The following is a 16,285-nucleotide window of genomic DNA, read 5'->3' on the forward strand; positions in this document are numbered from 1 at the left end:
CCTCCCTCCCTACGCCCCCGACACCAACCCAGACGAATGGGTCTGGAACAACGTCAAGACCGCCAAGGTCGGCCGAAAAATGATCACATCGGTTTCGGACCTGTATTCCAATGTTCTCGCGGCGCTCCGCAGGCTCCAGGAAAACCCGGGCCTCGTCATGGGATTCTTCGGCGATCCCCACCTCGCCTACATCAACTGGTAGCGAGTCCAGATACTTTCGTTCTTCTTAGTACCAGGCCCGGCTCCAGCCGCGTTTCTCGCCTGGATAACGGCCTTTTGGTAGTCGATAGCCCCGCCCAGACGGTCGATGGTCGGGGAATCATCAGTATATGTATACGGAGGCGACCCACCCGGGTGGTCGGACATTGTTATCACATAGGTGATCGTCCCGCCTCCGTCGTCCGCCGGCGGCTGCCAGTTGATTACCTTCGCCCAGCCGCTGCCGCTCTGCGCGCCGTTGTCGACCTGGGTGACGTTCTGAATCGGGCCCGGTGGTACACAGCCGAGCGCCTGCGCGGGCACGGAGGCCGGCGATTCACCACCCGGGCCGATGGCGACCGCCGTGACCTGGACGGTCGGGCAGTCGGTTCGATGGGTTACCGAGGTGTTGGTCGTCGGCCCGGGCCCGGAGATGGTCGTGGATTCACCGGTGCTGGTTGTTATGGCGAACGTGACGGCGGGCCCACCGGCCCCCGCCGTCACGGTGTAGACGACAGCCCCTGACGCAGAGCGCACACTGACCGACGGCGCACCCGGCGCCGCGGGCGCCTGTGTCGTCGGTGTCGTGGTGGGTGGTGTCGTGGTGGGTGGTGTCGTGGTGGGTGGTGTCGTGGCAGGTGGCGCTGTGGTCCGCGACGGCAGGGGGAGGGCCGGCGGCGGTGCCGTCGAGGTCGGCCCGGGCAGCGGAGCCGGTTGCGGTCCGGGAACCGGCGCCGTGGCGGGCGGCCGCGAAGACCGTTCCGGCGGGGAGGGCCGACGCCGCGTCGCCGACGGTTCCGGAACCGGTGGCGGCGGGGCCGGGACGCTTTTGTCGACCACCGGCACCACCGCGTCCGGTGCGTACTTGTCGACCCGGTGGCGCCGGCCGTCGCTGTCCACCGCGACCGCGTTCGTGCCGGCCGCGTCGTTCATCCACACCGTGCCGTTGCGAACGAACAGCGTCAGCATTCCCGGGCCGCCGGCGAGCTGGATCGGCTCCTCGAACCGACCGGCCGCCCTGTCGTAGACGAGAACGCGGCCGGCCTGGTTGTCGGGCACGTACACCCGCCCCGCCGCGATCACCGGCGCCCCCAGGTCGGCGGACGGCTGCTGACCGGCCAGTTCGACCCGGTCCACCGAGGCATCGCCGTCGTTCGCGTCCAGGTCGACGAGCAGCACCACGGCGGTGTCCTCGACCAGGACGGGCACGACCCGACCGTCGATCGTCGGGGCGACGGTCAGGCGGTGGTTCCCACCGGCCGGCGGCGGAAGCGCCACCGACCGGTCCGCCGCCCGGCTCTCGACCTGATCCGCACCGGCGGAGGCGACCGGCAGGAGCGCGGGCGTGGTCGCGTCCACGGCGACCGGGCGCCCGCCGGCCACCGTCATCGTCAGCGCGGAACCCGGCGCGCTCACCGGGACGGCCAGCAACCGCCGACCGTCCCGGACGGCGATCAGCTCACCGCTGCGGGCGACTGCCACCCAGAGCACACCGTCGGCGTCGAGGCCGGCACCGGTGACCGGCGCGTCGAGGTGGATCCGCTCTCCGATGATGTCCAGGGTCCGCGGATCGATACGGGTCACCACTCCGGTGTCGGTCTCGATCACATAGGCGAGGTCACCGAGCGCCACCACCCGCACCGCCGCGGACTCCCCGAACGATCTCGACACCAGCTCCATCGTCGCCGGGTCGATCCGGCTCACCTCACCCGTTTCCAGGTCGGTGACCAGGACCGATACACCATCCTGGGTCAGCTCGACCGGATGCCCCCGGGACGCCGCCAGCTCCACGTTGAAATCCGGTTTGCCGGACGGGCCGTTGACGTGGGTCACCCAGCCTTTGGCCGTGCTCCACAACCAGGAGCCGCCGTCGGTGAGTTCGACGACCGCCGTTCCCGGGCTGGCGCCGAGCGCCCCGAGCAACGTCAGAGCCGCGACCGCGGCAGCCACCGCGGCCGAGACGGATCGGAGCGAACGCCCCCGTCGCAGCCTGCGCACCCCGGACACCCCCGCGTACGTTCAGTGCCAGATCTCATCTGTACACGGCACCTGTGGACAGCAGCCTAGTGACCGTCGATCCACTCTGAATCAGCCGGTCCAGGCCCACCATGTCGCCTTACCGACAGGCGTTGCCCGGACGGAAACCGGCCCGCTTCCACAACGACGGATTACCGGCGCCGGCGGCGGTTTCACGGCCTCGGCCGATTTCCTCGCCCGGCCGGCAGCGAGTTCAGGAAAGGGAGTGGTGACGCCCGCGGGGCGCGGCACGCCCGCGACATTCATCGGGCCTGGCCAGCGCCCGCGACCGGCCGCACCAGTCCCGCCACGTTTCCGTTTTCCACCGCCCACAGATCCGCACGGCGGCTTCGGCCCCACCGGGACAGTCCCGGGGCCACCCGGAGTTCCCGCGTGCCACAGCGGAGCCCGGGTCGGGGCCGGGGCGCCGCACACGCGGCGGCGTGAACGGGCCGGAGTGGGCACCAGCCAGTCGCTACGCCGCGGTGGGGCCGGCGCAACGGCCAGGCAACCGGACGGTACCGGGCCGGCAATCCGCGGCGGCAAGACTGCCGCCAGTCCGATCAACCGACCGCGCACGCCCGCCCCGGCCACGACTGCCGCCGTCGGCCGTGATGCGACCGCGAGGGAGACGCGCATGTTCCACCTGGGCTGGTTCGTCGGCAGCGGCTTCGGCCCGCAGGCGTGGAACGACACGTGGTCGGGAACGCTGGCCGCGGAATGGACCCGGGGCGGTTTCTACACCGACCTCGCCCGCTCCCTCGAACGCGCCTTCTTCGACTATCTGATTCTCGAAGACGGCCTCATGATCACCGATACCTACAAGGGGACCATGGAGGTCGACCTCGCGCACGCCTGGGAGTCCCCGCGGCTGGACCCGATGGCCGCGGTGGCGGTGATGAGCCAGGCGACGTCCCGGATCGGACTGGTCGCGACCATCTCCACCTCGTTCTATCCGCCTTTCATGGCCGCGCGGATGCTGGCCTCGCTCGACCATCTCTCCGCGGGCAGGGTCGGGGCCAACCTGGTCACCTCCAGCAGTCACCGCTCCGCCCAGAACTTCGGCTATGCGGAGCATTTCGAGCATGACCTGCGCTATGAGATGGCCGACGAGTGGATGGAGCTGGTGGACCGGCTCCTCTCCTCCTGGGAGCCCGGCGCGGTCGTCGCGTCCGGTGGGGTCTTCGCCGACCACCGCAAGGTGCACACCATCGACTTCGAAGGGCGCTTCCACCGCAGCCGCGGGCCGCTGAACGCCCCCGCCGGGCCGCAGGGCCGCCCGGTGGTCTGCCAGGCCGGTGGGTCACCTGCCGGCCGGGAGCTCGCCGCGAAGCACGCCGACACGATCATCGCCGTCCCGCACGGGGTGGACGCCATGCGCGCCTATCGGGACGACATCTCGGAGCGGATGCTCCGGCACGGGCGCAAGCCATCCGACTGCAAGGTGCTCTTCCTGGTCAGCCCGGTGATCGGCGAGACGGACGCCGAGGCCCGCGCGACGCTGGCCCGCCGCCGCGCCCGGCAGCAGGACCCCGACGTCATGGACACGATCCTCGGGCAGATGTCCTACTTCAGCGGCGTCGACTTCGCGCAGTTCGACCTGGACGAGCCCTTCCCGGATCTGACCGGCAAGGTCAACGGGCACCAGAGCTCGATGGCCCGCTTCGCCTCGGCCGCCGGCGGGCGCACGCTGCGGGAGACGGTGATGGACCATGACACCGTGGAGTCGGTGGAGCTGGTCGGCTCCCCGGACACGGTCGCCGTGCAGATGGGCGAGGTGATGGACGCCGTCGGCGGCGACGGTTTCCTGATCGCCNCCCCCGTCCACCGCCGGTCCGTCAGCGAGATCGCCGACGGTCTGGCTCCGGCGCTGCGCCGCCGCGGGCTCATGCGCTCCTCCTACCCGCACCAGTTGTTCCGCGACAACCTGCTCGACTTCTGACGGCCGGTCTCTTGACGGCCGGTCTCGGCGGTGCGCCGGCCCCGCGGCGACCGGCACAGCTTCGACGGCAGTCGAGACGGTGTGGCCGCGGGGCCGACTGGCGCCCAGGTAGGAGGGGGCCTCAGGTCTTCGGCTGCTCCTCCTTGTTGGGGCCGACGAGCTTGAAGGCGGCGCCGGTCGGGTCGGCCGCGATCGCGAGCCGGCCGTAGGGGGTGTCCACCGCGGGCTGGGCGACCGCACCGCCGAGCTTCCCGACCAGTTCGAGGGTGGCGTCGGTGTCCTCCACCGCGAAGTAGACGCCCCAGTGCGGCGGGACGCCCTCCGGGAGGAAGGACGCGGCATCCATGACTCCCGCGTACTGCTCACCGGCGTCGTCGACCTGGACGGTGTAGCGGAAGTCGTCGCTGTCACCCATCGCCTTCGTCTGCCACCCGAAGACGTCCCGGTAGAACGGGATGGCGCCGGCGAAGTCGCGGGTCATCAGCTCGAACCAGCCCGGCGCCCCCGGCTCGGCCGTGAGCTCGAAGCCGCGGTGCGCGCCCGGCTGCCACATGCCGATCACGGCGCCACCCGGGTCGACCGCCACCGACATGGTGCCGAGGTCGCTGACCGCCATCGGGGGGATCATCACGGTCCCGCCGTGCTCGGAGACCGCGGCGGCCGTCTTCTCCGCGTCCTGCGTCAGCAGGTAGACCGACCAGACGTCGGGCAGCTCGGGCTGCTGCTTGGGCATGCCACCGGCGACCCGCCGGCCGTTCTTCGTGAAGTTGAAATAGCCGCCGAAGTCGGGGTTCGGGTCCTCGGAGACCCAGCCGAACAGCTCCCCGTAGAAGCTGCGTGCCCCCTCCACATCCGAGGTCATGAGGTCGACCCAGCAGGGGGCACCGGTCAGGGTGTTCTCGTGCGCGGGCATCTCGGGCTCCTTCGCCGTCGTCGCACGCGGCGCCCGGTGCGCGGGAGGTGCGCCCGCGGTTCGCCGTTCGCGTGCTGTCGACACCTTGGACCTACCCACCGACAGAAACTCATCGCTGCGCGGCGACGCGGCCCGGACAATCGCGGCCGACGCCGTTCCCGCCCCCTTCAGCCCCCTTCGCCCGCGGCCTCCAGCTCACCCTCAAGCTCCAGGTAGGTGGCCCGCAGCCCAGCGAGCGTGCGCTCCTGCGGCGCCGCCCACAGCCCACGTTCGGCGGCCTCCAGCAGCCGCTCCGTCATGCCACGCAAAGCCCACGGGTTCGCCGTCTGGAGGAACTCCCGGGTCTCGGGGTCGAAGACGTAGGACGCGGCCAGCGACTCGTACATCCAGTCCTGCACGACGCCGGCGGTCGCGTCGTAGCCGAACAGGTAGTCGACGGTCGCGGCCAGCTCGAAGGCACCCTTGTAGCCGTGCCGGCGCATCGCGGCGATCCAGCGCGGATTCACCACCCGGGCGCGGAACACCCGGTGGGTCTCCTCCTGCAGCGTGCGGGTGCGGACCACGTCCGGCAGCGCGCTGTCGCCGACGTACGCCGCCGGTGACGTGCCCGTCAGCGCGCGCACGGCGGCGACCATCCCGCCGTGGTACTGGAAGTAGTCGTCGGAGTCGACGAGGTCGTGCTCCCGGGTGTCCTGGTTCTTGACCGCGATCTGGATGCGGCGGAACGCCGTCTCCATGTCCGCGCGGGCCTCGGCTCCGTTCAGGCCCCGGCCGTAGGCGTAGCCACCCCAGACCGCGTACACCTCGGCGAGGTCGGCGTCCGAGCGCCACTGCCGTGAGTCGATCAGCGGCAGCAGGCCCGCGCCGTAGGCGCCCGGCTTCGACCCGAAGATCCGCGTCGTCGCCCGGCGCAACGCGGACGGGTCCACCCCGGCGGCGCCCGTCGCCCCGGTATCCATCGCCCCGGAATCCATCGCCCCGGAATCCATCGCCCCGGCACCCGTCGCCCCGGCGGCGAGCGCCGCCAGATCGGCGCGGACGTGCGCCGCCAGCGCGTTGACCTCGCCCGGCTCGTCGAGCGCGGCCACCGCCCGCACCGCGTCGTCGAGCAGCGCGACGACATGCGGGAACGCGTCCCGGAAGAAGCCGGAGATCCGCACCACCACATCCACCCGCGGACGCCCCAGCTCCGGACCCGGGACGATCTCGAACCCGGTGACCCGCCGGGAGGCGTCATCCCAGGTCGGGCGGCAGCCCAGCAGCCACAGCACCTCGGCGATGTCGTCGCCCTGGGTGCGCATGGCGGACGTCCCCCAGACGGTCAGGCCGACCGACGCCGGGTAGGCACCGGTGTCGGTGAGGTAGCGCTCGATCAGCGAGTCGGCCAGCGCGCGGCCGGTCTCCCAGGCCAGGCGGGACGGGATGGCCTTCGGGTCGACGGAGGCGAAGTTGCGCCCGGTGGGCAGCACGTTGACCAGCCCCCGGGTCGGCGAGCCGGAGGGCCCGGGCGGGACGAACCGCCCGTCCAGCGCCCGAACCGTGTTGGTGATCTCGTCCGGCGTGCGGGCCAGCCGGGGGACGACCTCGGCCGCCGCGAACGTCAGGACCCGCTCGACCTCGCCCCGCGCCGCCGCCGGAACCCCGGATCGGACCTCTCCCGCACCGGCCCCGACCAGGTGACGGGCCACGACGTCACCGACCGCCGCCGGCGCCCAGCCGGCCGCCGCCAGCTCGGCCACCAGCGAGCGCGCGGTCTCCTCGAACGCGTCCACCTGGGCGCGCGTGGCCTCCGTGTCGCCCTCGGTGTGCCCCAGGGCGGTGCGCAGGCCCGGTACCGCGCCCGCCCGGCCCGCCCACAGCTGGTTCGCGCGCAGGATCGCGGTGACCAGGTTCGTCCGCGCCTCACCCGCCGGGGCCACGCCGAGAATGTGCAGGCCGTCGCGGATCTGGGTGTCCTTGACCTCACACAGGTAGCCGTCGACGTGCAGCAGGAAGTCGTCGAAGTCGTCGTCGCCGGGCCGGTCGGTCAGCCCGAGGTCGTGGTGCAGCTGGGCCGACTGGATGAGCGTCCAGATCTGGGCGCGCACCGCCGGCAGCTTCGCCGGGTCGAGCGCCGCCAGGGTCGCGTACTCGTCGAGGAGCTGCTCCAGCCGGGCCAGGTCGCCGTAGGAGTCCGCCCGCGCCATCGGCGGCACCAGGTGGTCGACGATCACCGCGTGCGCTCGGCGTTTCGCCTGCGTGCCCTCCCCCGGGTCGTTGACCAGGAAGGGGTACACGAAGGGCAGATCGCCGAGGACGGCGTCCGGCGCGCACCCGGCGGACAGCCCCAGGCCCTTGCCGGGCAGCCACTCCAGCGTTCCGTGCTTGCCGAGGTGGATGACGGCGTCCGCGCCGAAGACCTCGTCCAGCCAGCGGTACGCCGCCAGGTAGTGGTGCGAGGGCGGCAGGTCGGGATCGTGGTAGATCGCCACCGGGTTCTCCCCGAACCCGCGCGGCGGCTGGATCATCACCACGACGTTGCCGAACCGCAGCGCGGCCAGCACGATCGCCGGCTCCGGCCCGCGCCCCCCTCGCCCCCCGCGCCCGCGCCCCCCGCGCCCGGGCTCACCGTCCCCGCGCCCACTGCCACCGGGTATCCCGGCACCGGGCCCGCCGGCACCGGCGAGACTGCCGTCGTCCACGTAGAGCGAGCCCGGCGGCGGTCCCCAGTGCTCGACCATCCCGCTCCGCAGCGGTTCCGGCAGGCGGGCGAACCAGCTCTCATACGTCGACGCGGGCACCCGCGCGGGCGCGGCGGCGAGCTGTTCGGCGGTCAGCCATTCGACGTCGTGCCCGCCCGCCGCGATCAGGGCGTGGATCAGCGCGTCACCGACCGCCGCGGCCGGCCGCGCGTTCGCGGTCACCGAACCGGCCTCGCCGGCCGAACCGGCCTCGCCGGCTCCTCCGGCGCCTCCGGCGGTGTGGCGCAGCTCCTCGCCCGGGAAGCCGTCACCGAGGTCGTAGCCGGCGGCCCGCAGCGCGTCGAGCAGCAGAACCGCCGAGGCGGGCGTGTCCAGGCCGACGGCGTTGCCGACCCGCGAGTGCTTGGTCGGGTACGACGACAGCACTATCGCGATCTTCTTCCGCGCGGGCGGGGTGTGCCGCAGCGCCGCCAGCCGCGCTGCGAGGCCCGCGACGCGCGCGGTGCGTTCCGGATCGGCCGCATACACCGGGACGCCGTCCGGCCCCTCCTCCTTGAAGGAGAACGGAACGGTGATGATCCGCCCGTCGAACTCGGGGATCGCCACCTGCATGGCGGCGTCCATCGGGGACAGGCCCGCGTCGCTGTCCACCCACCCGGCACGGGTCGACGTCAGGCACAGCCCCTGCACGACCGGGACGTCCAGCTCCGCGAGCGCCCCGACGTCCCAGGCATCCTCGTCGCCGCCGGCCGACGCGTCCGACGGCCGGGTCCCGCCGGCCGCGAGCACGGTCACCACCAGGGCGTCCACCCCGGTGAGATCACGCAGGACCCCGCCGGCGGCAGCCCCCCGCAGGGTGGAGCAGAACACGGGACGGGCGTTCACCCCGGCGCCCTCGAGCGCGTCGCACAGCGCGTCGACGAACGCCGTGTTGCCGGCGGTGGCATGGGCCCGGTAGAACACGACACCGACGGTCGGGCGGCCGGCCCTGGCCGCCCGCCGGCCGTGCACGCCGTGCGCCGGCAGGACCACCGGCGCGGCGAAGCCCAGGCCGGTGAGCAGCAGCGTGTCGGAAAGGAACCGGTAGAGCTCGGCGAGGTTGGCCACACCTCCCTCGACCAGGTAGGCGAGCGCCTCGGTGGCGACCCCGGCCGGCACCGTCCCCAGGGCCATCAGCGCGGCGTCCGGGGTCGCCTCCCCACCGAGCGCGACGACCGGCAGCCCGCTGGCGACGGCGGCCGCCAGGCCCTCGGGCCAGGCCCGTTCACCACCGAGCAGGCGCACCACCACAATGTCGACACCGGCCAGGAACGCGGGCACCTCGGCGGCGTCGAGACGCGCGGTCCCCGCGACCCGCCATGGCAGGCCGCAGGCCCGCGCGGCGAGCAGCTCGGTGTCGGCGGTCGAGATCAGCGCGATCACCGGCTCGACCGGGCCGGTGGCCGCGGCCGGCCGCCCCTCCGCCGCCTGCTCCCACCCCTGTCCCGTCGCCTGCTCCGTCGCCTGGTCCGTCGGCTGCTCCGTCGGCATTCAGGGCGCTCCCGGGGGGACGAAGGGAAGTCCGGCCGGCGCGCCGCGTTCCAGCAACGCGCGCACCGCCGGCAGGTCGAGGTGGTCGGCGACCAGGTCGCCGAGCGCGTCGAGGCGGCGCTGCCGCACCGCCGCGAAGGAGGTCCGCGCGGGCCGGAACGACCGGCCGGCGGCAGCCGCCACGGCGGCCAGGTAGGAACGCCGGAACTCGTCGTTCTCCAGCAGGCCGTGCCAGCTCGTTCCGGCGACACCGCCACGGCGCACGCCGTCCGCCGCGAACGGCTCGACGCCGGCGCTGCCATCGCCGCACCCGGTGGTCAGCCCGCGGACGCCGGGGCCGGGCGCGTCGCCGATCACCGGCCGGCCGTGGCGGATCTCGTACCCGGTGACGGGGTGGCCGTCCGCGGTCACACCCGCCCGCCGCCCGAGCACCTTGTCGGCGGCGAACCGGGTGGTCACCGGCAGCAGTCCGAGCCCGGGCACCTCGCCGGCCCCGGACTCGACGTCGTCGTCGATGCGCGCGCCGAGCATCTGGTAGCCACCACAGATCCCCAGGACGGGCAGGCCCGCGGCGGCCCGGGCGACGACGGCCTCGGCGAGCCCGCGCCGGCGCAGCCAGGCCAGGTCGGACACCGTGGCCCGGGTTCCCGGCAGGACAACCAGGTCGACGTCGCTGAGGTCGTCCACCGTGGTGGCGAGCCGGACGGACACCCCCGGCTCGGCCCGCAGCGCGTCGAGGTCGGTGACGTTGGACAGCCTCGGAAACCTGATGACGGCGACCCGCAGCCGCTCCGGACCCGTGTCCACCGGCCCGGTCCGGCCCGCCGCCCAGGCGTGTTCCGCCTCCGGCTCCGGGTGCGAGCGCAGATCCAGGGAGTCCTCGGCATCGAGCCACAGCCCCGGCAGCCAGGGCACAACCCCCAGGACGGGACGTCCGGTGAGCCCTTCCAGCTGGCGCAGCCCGGGTTCGAGCAGCCGTGGGTCGCCGCGGAAACGGTTGATCACCCAGCCGGCGACGTGCGCCTGGTCGGCCCGGTCGAGCAGGGCGAGTGTGCCGAACAGCGCGGCGAACACGCCACCGCGGTCGATGTCCCCGACGACCAGCACCGGCAGGCCGGCCGCCCGGGCCAGGCCCAGGTTGGCGATGTCGGACGCCCGCAGATTGATCTCCGTCGGTGACCCGGCCCCCTCACAGATCACCACGTCGAACCGGCGGCGCAGGTCGGCGAGGCAGTCCAGCACGATGCCGAGAAGATGCCCCTTGTGCGGACGGTAACCGAGCGCGTCGACCTCGGCGACCGGACGGCCCAGCACGATCAGCTGGCTGTGCCGGTCCGAGCCGGGCTTGAGCAGCACCGGGTTCATCGCGGCCTCGGGCTCGATGCCGGCCGCGGCGGCCTGCATGGCCTGCGCGCGGCCGATCTCGGCGCCGTCGGCGGTCACCACCGAGTTCAGCGCCATGTTCTGCGCCTTGAACGGCGCGACGCGCACACCCTCACGGGCCAGCCACCGGCACAGGCCCGCGGTGAGAACGCTCTTCCCGGCGTCGGACGCGGTGCCGGCGACCAGCAGCGCCCCACCCGGCGCGCCCCCGGCGGCCGCACCGGTCACCGCGAGCGCTCCAGCGCACCCCGCGCCGCACGGCCCGCCACCGGCCGGAGCGCGGCGACGCCCACGCTCACCGCGACCGCGGCAACGGTGACGGCACCCGACAGGCGGGCGGCGGCAGCCAGGTCCGCGGGCCGCGGGCGCGGCCCCGATCCCAGCTCGGGGCGGTGCTCGACACCATGGGCATAGCGCAGCTCACCACCGAGCCGCAGGCCGGTCGCCCCGGCGAAGGCCGCCTCGGCCATGCCCGCGTTCGGGCTCGGGTGGCGCCGACCGTCGCGGCGCACCGTCCGCAGCGCGCGCGCCGGCGAGCCGCCGACCACCGGAGCGCACACGCAGGTCAGCACGGCGCAGATCCGCGCCGGCACCAGGTTGGCCAGGTCGTCGGCCCGCGCCGCCGCCCAGCCGAAGCGGCGGAAGCGGGCGTTGCGGTAGCCGACCATCGCGTCCAGGGTGTTCACCGCGCGGTAGCCGACGAGCCCGGGCAGCCCGGCGACGGCCCCCCACAGCAGCGGGGCGACGACGGCGTCCGAGGTGTTTTCGGCCAGCGACTCGACTCCGGCGCGGGCCAGCCCGTCACGGTCGAGCACCGCCGGGTCACGCCCGCACAGCGAAGGCAGGCGGGCCCGGGCGGCGGCGAGGTCCGAGCGGGACAGCTCGTCGGCGAGCCGGTGTCCTTCCCGCCGCAGCGAGGTGCCCCCGAGGACCGCCCAGGTCGCCACGGCGGTCAGCGCCGTCACCGCCACCCCGGACCACGGCCCCCGGACCCCGACCTCGGACCCCACCCTGATCTCGGACCCCACCCTGATCTCGGCCACGGAGCCGACACCGACACCCGCCTCGGCCCGGCCTCCGGCGCCGAGGGCGCGCTCCACCCGCCCGGCGACCACGGCGGGGCCGGCGACGAGAACCGCCGCATACGCCGCGCCGACCAGCCGACTGTCGCGGTGGACCGCACGTTCCAGGCTGCCGGCGATCCGCCCGAAGCCCGCGACCGGATGACCCCGCGCCGGATCGGCGAGCAGCGCGTCGGCGGCCGCCCCGAGCAGCAGCCCCAGTGCGCGAGCACGGTTCACACCCGCGCTCCTCTCCTGTCTCGTGCCACATCCCACCCGGCCGCATCCCACCCGGCCGCATCCCACCCGGCCGCATCCCACCCGGCCGCGCGGTGCGCCCTCACCCGGTTGACGGACTGGATGCGGCCGAGGCGGCAACGGACCGGGCCGCCCGCGACGGCGCGGGATTGAGCACCCGGTCGGCCAACGGGCCGAATCCGAGCCCGAGCACCACCCACACCAGCGCCTGGGCGCCCAGCGAGGACAACCTGAAACGCCACAGCAGCTCGGGTGGGAAGGAGTCGGGGACCTCGTTGACGACGGGCAGGAGAACCGCGGCCACCGTCACCAGCACGGTGAACACCCCGGCCGCCGCGAGCGCGGCGTTCCACGGGCCGACCCGGGCGGCGAGCACCCGGCCGGCCTGGGCGGCGATCAGCGCCGCGAGCACCGCGACGGCCACCAGCACGACGTAAAGGCCGGTACGACGGTCGATCGTGCCCGGATCCCCGACAGCGGGCGGATTCGCCGGGTACTTGGCGAACGGCACGAGTGCCACCGCGACCAGACCCCCCGCCGCGACCGCCGCGGAGGTGGACCGCATCCGCGATGTTCCGATGCGGCCGTAGGCGACGGCGCACGCGATCGCGAACAGGCCACCCATCGCGACGCCGTACAGGCCGGTCGCGACCGCGAGGCCGACACCCTTCTGGGTGTTCCGGGACACCTCCGCCGACTCGGCATGGTCGCCGGTGGCCGGTGCGGGCGCCTCCTCGACCGCGATCGCCGCCTCCTCGATCGCGATCGCCGCGTCCACCTGCGGCTCGCCCGCAACCGAGGCGAAAGCGAACGCGACCAGGCCCGCGAACAGACCTGTGAGCATGCCAAAAACAAGCAGTCTGCGCATCATGCGAAACGGCCCTCCACCGTCAGACGGAGAAAACTCCGCCGGTATCCGGTGGAATCAGTGGCAGGGGAAACCCAGCAGGTGCCGGCCGTCATGCACGAACTCGTGGATCCAGGTGCCGCCCACCGCCGAGAAGGCGCCTTCCTCCGAACCCACGAAGTAGATCACCAGCAGCATCAGGGTGCCGACGAGAACGGCCCACGGGATGACCTCACGCAACGGAAGCTGCAGCGGCCGCGTGCCCCCGCCTGCCAGGGGCGCTGAAACGTTGGACGGGGCGGCGACGGAATCGGCCATGCGAGGACCTCCCAGGGATCACGCGTCCGGCTGGTTGCTTCGCGATGAAACGGGTCTGGCTTCCTGCTGGGAGTAAATCTCGCCAGCCGGTCACAGTGGCGCGGCCGCTCCGGAATCTCACCGGCTTCCAGTCAACATCACGACTATCGGTGTCAGGCTACGAGCTTTGTGAACTCATAGTCAACAGCGAGTTCACCCGGTCACACCGCAAAAGGACGCGGGACCGGCCTCACACGGACATCGAGTAGGCCACGACTCCACGGCGGACAGCGTCCATGGCGGCCCGGGCCGCCTTGCCGACCCCGGCGGCGGGCGCGAGCTGCGCAATCTGATCAAGAAGATCGATGAGCTGCCGCATCCAGCGGACGAAGTCGCCCGCCGTGAGGTCGGCGCCCGCCTCCGACAGCACCCGTTCCAACCCTCGACCGGAAGCCCAGCCGAAGGCCGCCGGAACGAACCCCAGATCGGGTGGGCGCAGGAAGCCCAGCCGGTGATCGTCCTCCACCGCACTGAGCCGGGTGTAGACGTTCGCCATCTCGGCCAGCGCGTCCCGCNGCGCCGCGCCGCCCGGAAGGGCGGGGGGCGGCACGTCGTCCCCGCGCGGCTCGAACACCAGCGTCGACACCGCCGCGGCCAGCGCCGGTGGGGTCAGACCGTCCCACACCCCGGTGCGCAGGCACTCCGCGACCTGAAGATCCTGCTCGGTGTAGATGCGGGCCAGCATCGTGCCGGCCTCGGTGACGGCGTCGCCGTCAGGGGCGAGGTAGCCGAGCTCGGCGAGCGTGTCGCGGACCCGGTCGAACGTGCGGGCGACGGTGTTCGTCCGTCCTTCCACCTTGCGCTCCAGCCCGGCGGTCTCCCGGCGCAGCCGGTCGATGCGCTCCGCCGAGCGCAGGTGGGCCTCACGCTCCGGGCAGTCGTGGACGGGGTGCGCCCGCATCGCGCGGCGCAACCGGGCCAGCTCGACGTCGTCCGCCGCCAGCGAGCGCAGCCGCTCCCGGCGCCCAGGCTCCTCCGGCAACCGGACGTTACGCAGCGACGAGGCCAGGTCACGCCGCGCCTGCGGCGAGCGGGCGTTGAACGACTTCGGAATCCGCACCCGGGCCAGCGGCTCCACCGCCACCGGAAAGTCGATCATCGACAGTCGCCGCACCTGCCGGTCCACGGTCAACACGACCGGGCGGGGCCCCTCACCCGAACCGGTGTCCAGCCCCGCGTCCAACACCACCACGAGCCCGCCGCGGCGCCCGGCCGGCACGCGCACCACATCCCCGCTGCGCAGCTTCGCCAGCGCCGCGGCCACCTCGGACTGCCGGCGTGCCGTGCCCGCACGCGACAGGCTGGTCTCCCGCTCCCGGATCTCGCGCCGCAGCCCGTCGTACTCCGCGACCGAGCCGCGGTCGCATTCCAACGCGGCGCCGAGCTCCTCGATCGCCGCCTGGTTGCGGCGGACGGCGCGGGCGATCCCGACCACCGCCTTGTCCGCCTGGAACTGGGCGAACGAGGACTCCAGCACGGTCCGCGCATGCTCGGCACCGAGCCTGCCGACCAGGTTGACCGCCATGTTGTAGGACGGTCGGAACGACGACTTCAACGGGTATGTCCGGGTCGAGGCGAGCCCGGCGAGTGCCAGCGGGTCCAGACCGGACTGCCACAGCACGACCGCGTGGCCCTCCACGTCGATTCCCCGCCGCCCGGCCCGCCCGGTGAGCTGGGTGTACTCACCGGGAGTGATGTCCGCGCGGGTCTGGCCGTTGAACTTCGTGAGGCGTTCCAGCACGACGGTGCGCGCCGGCATGTTGATCCCCAGGGCCAGCGTCTCGGTGGCGAACACCGCGCGGACGAGCCCGCGCACGAACAGCTCCTCCACCACCTCCTTGAAGGTGGGAAGCATGCCCGCGTGATGCGCGGCGATGCCCCGCTCCAGCCCGTCCAGCCACTGCCAGTAGCCCAGGACCTCAAGGTCCGCCTGCGGGATTCCCGCGGTCCGCGCCCGCACGTGCGCGTTGATCTCCCGCCGTTCATCGGACGTCGTCAGACGCAGACCCGCGGAGATGCAGGAGGTGACGGCGGCGTCGCAGCCGACCCGGCTGAAGACGAACAGGATCGCGGGCAGCAGCCCGGCCCGATCGAGCCGGACGATCACATCCGGGCGGCTCGGCGGCCCGAAACGGCGCCGGCCGCCGGGTCCGGGACCGGCCCGGCCTGATCGCGGCGGGCGGGATCCACGCCCCCGCTCGAAGCCGGACTGCGACTCCTCACGCGCCAGCCGGAGCAGATCGGGGTTGACGGACCGACCGCCCGCCGCCTGACCACCCACAGCCTGACCACCCACAGCCTGGCCGCCCGCGGACGGACTGCCCGCTGTCACACCAGCCGCGGCCCCGCTTCCGGGACGACTCCGCCCGGTTGCGGGCGCCGACCGCACCGGCCCGGCCGACGGCTCGACGAACAGGTCGTGCAGCGCCCGGTCGGCGAGGACATGCTGGTACAGCGGCACCGGACGATGCTCGCTCACGATCACCCTGGTGTGGNCACGCACGGTGACCAGCCACTCGGCGAACTCCTCCGCGTTACTCACCGTCGCGGACAGCGAGACCAGCCGGACGTGCTGCGGAAGGTGGATGATCACTTCTTCCCAGACCGCGCCGCGCTGCCGGTCGGCGAGGTAGTGGACCTCGTCCATCACCACGTAGCCGAGCGCGCCGAGCCGGCTGCCGCCCGCGGCCTCGGAGTACAGCATGTTGCGCAGGACCTCGGTGGTCATGACCACCACCGGGGCGTCCCCGTTACGCGACGTGTCGCCCGTCAGCAGGCCGATGGAGGCGGCGCCGTAGCGGTTGACCAGATCCGTGTACTTCTGGTTCGACAACGCCTTGATCGGCGTGGTGTAGAAGCAGCGGGTGCCGGTGGCGAGCGCCAGGTGCGCCGCGAACTCCCNGACAACGGTCTTCCCGGCCCCGGTCGGAGCCGCGACGAGCACACCCTCACCCCGGGCCAGGGCCTCCACGGCCTCGGACTGGAACGGGTCAAGCCCGAACGGATACCGGGCCGCGAACTCCTCGACGGCGCCGGGCGCGGACGACACGTCATTCACCCTACGCTGACTGGCGTGGCGCAAATAGTGGGTGCGCGGCG

The 16,285-nt window shown here is 73.2% G+C and carries 8 protein-coding genes, 6 pseudogenes and 1 riboswitch; of the genes and pseudogenes, 3 read left to right on the forward strand and 11 right to left on the reverse strand.

Annotation, left to right across the window (positions count from 1 at the left end; translation table 11 throughout):
- Positions 1-202, forward strand: a pseudogene (locus tag UG55_RS29040) (IS630 family transposase); the annotation flags it as partial.
- On the opposite strand, the gene UG55_RS01690 reads toward UG55_RS29040, so the two are convergent.
- A complete protein-coding gene (locus UG55_RS01690) occupies positions 187-2,196 on the reverse strand; it encodes a hypothetical protein (protein ID WP_083986345.1) in 2,010 nt (669 codons plus the stop codon). The pseudogene UG55_RS29040 and the gene UG55_RS01690 overlap by 16 nt on opposite strands.
- Positions 2,197-2,851: 655 nt before the next feature.
- Between UG55_RS01690 and UG55_RS01695 the strand changes: the two genes are divergently transcribed.
- Both UG55_RS01695 and UG55_RS31135 read left to right on the forward strand, forming a co-directional pair.
- Positions 2,852-4,030: NtaA/DmoA family FMN-dependent monooxygenase (locus UG55_RS01695; RefSeq protein ID WP_242423589.1), on the forward strand; the 1,179-nt coding region annotated here is incomplete at its 3' end.
- A 1-nt stretch (position 4,031) separates the two neighbouring features.
- Positions 4,032-4,156, forward strand: a pseudogene (locus tag UG55_RS31135) (hypothetical protein); the annotation flags it as partial.
- 121 nt (positions 4,157-4,277) lie between these two features.
- On the opposite strand, the gene UG55_RS01700 reads toward UG55_RS31135, so the two are convergent.
- From UG55_RS01700 to UG55_RS31150, 10 genes and pseudogenes are all read right to left on the reverse strand, one after another.
- The gene (locus tag UG55_RS01700) at positions 4,278-5,069 is read right to left on the reverse strand and encodes a VOC family protein (protein ID WP_066061815.1); all 792 of its coding nucleotides are present in this window, start codon (positions 5,067-5,069) and stop codon (positions 4,278-4,280) included.
- 167 nt (positions 5,070-5,236) lie between these two features.
- Positions 5,237-9,280, reverse strand: a complete 4,044-nt coding sequence (gene cobN, locus UG55_RS01705; protein ID WP_242423590.1) for a cobaltochelatase subunit CobN — start codon at positions 9,278-9,280, stop codon at positions 5,237-5,239.
- Positions 9,281-10,891, reverse strand: a complete 1,611-nt coding sequence (locus tag UG55_RS01710; RefSeq protein ID WP_066061818.1) for a cobyric acid synthase — start codon at positions 10,889-10,891, stop codon at positions 9,281-9,283. It lies immediately after the preceding gene.
- A complete protein-coding gene (locus tag UG55_RS01715; protein ID WP_066061821.1) occupies positions 10,888-11,964 on the reverse strand; it encodes a cobalamin biosynthesis protein in 1,077 nt (358 codons plus the stop codon). The genes UG55_RS01710 and UG55_RS01715 overlap by 4 nt, the downstream gene beginning before the upstream one ends.
- Positions 11,965-12,064: 100 nt before the next feature.
- Positions 12,065-12,853 (reverse strand): CbtA family protein, encoded by a 789-nt coding sequence (locus tag UG55_RS01720; protein ID WP_066061824.1) that lies wholly within the window; start codon positions 12,851-12,853, stop codon positions 12,065-12,067.
- A 54-nt stretch (positions 12,854-12,907) separates the two neighbouring features.
- Entirely contained in the window at positions 12,908-13,147 is a 240-nt protein-coding gene (locus UG55_RS01725; RefSeq protein ID WP_066061827.1) for a CbtB-domain containing protein, read from the reverse strand.
- A 53-nt stretch (positions 13,148-13,200) separates the two neighbouring features.
- Positions 13,201-13,276, reverse strand: a riboswitch (cobalamin riboswitch).
- A gap of 100 nt (positions 13,277-13,376) precedes the next feature.
- A pseudogene (locus UG55_RS31140) lies at positions 13,377-13,701 on the reverse strand (RNA helicase); the annotation flags it as partial.
- Between the two features lies 1 nt (position 13,702).
- A pseudogene (locus tag UG55_RS01730) lies at positions 13,703-15,681 on the reverse strand (helicase-related protein); the annotation flags it as partial.
- Position 15,682: 1 nt separating this feature from the next.
- Positions 15,683-16,087, reverse strand: a pseudogene (locus tag UG55_RS31145) (DEAD/DEAH box helicase); the annotation flags it as partial.
- Position 16,088: 1 nt separating this feature from the next.
- A pseudogene (locus tag UG55_RS31150) lies at positions 16,089-16,235 on the reverse strand (DEAD/DEAH box helicase); the annotation flags it as partial.
- Positions 16,236-16,285 lie beyond the last annotated feature (50 nt).

The organism is Frankia sp. EI5c (assembly GCF_001636565.1).
In the GTDB taxonomy this organism is placed as follows: Bacteria; Actinomycetota; Actinomycetes; order Frankiales; family Frankiaceae; genus Parafrankia.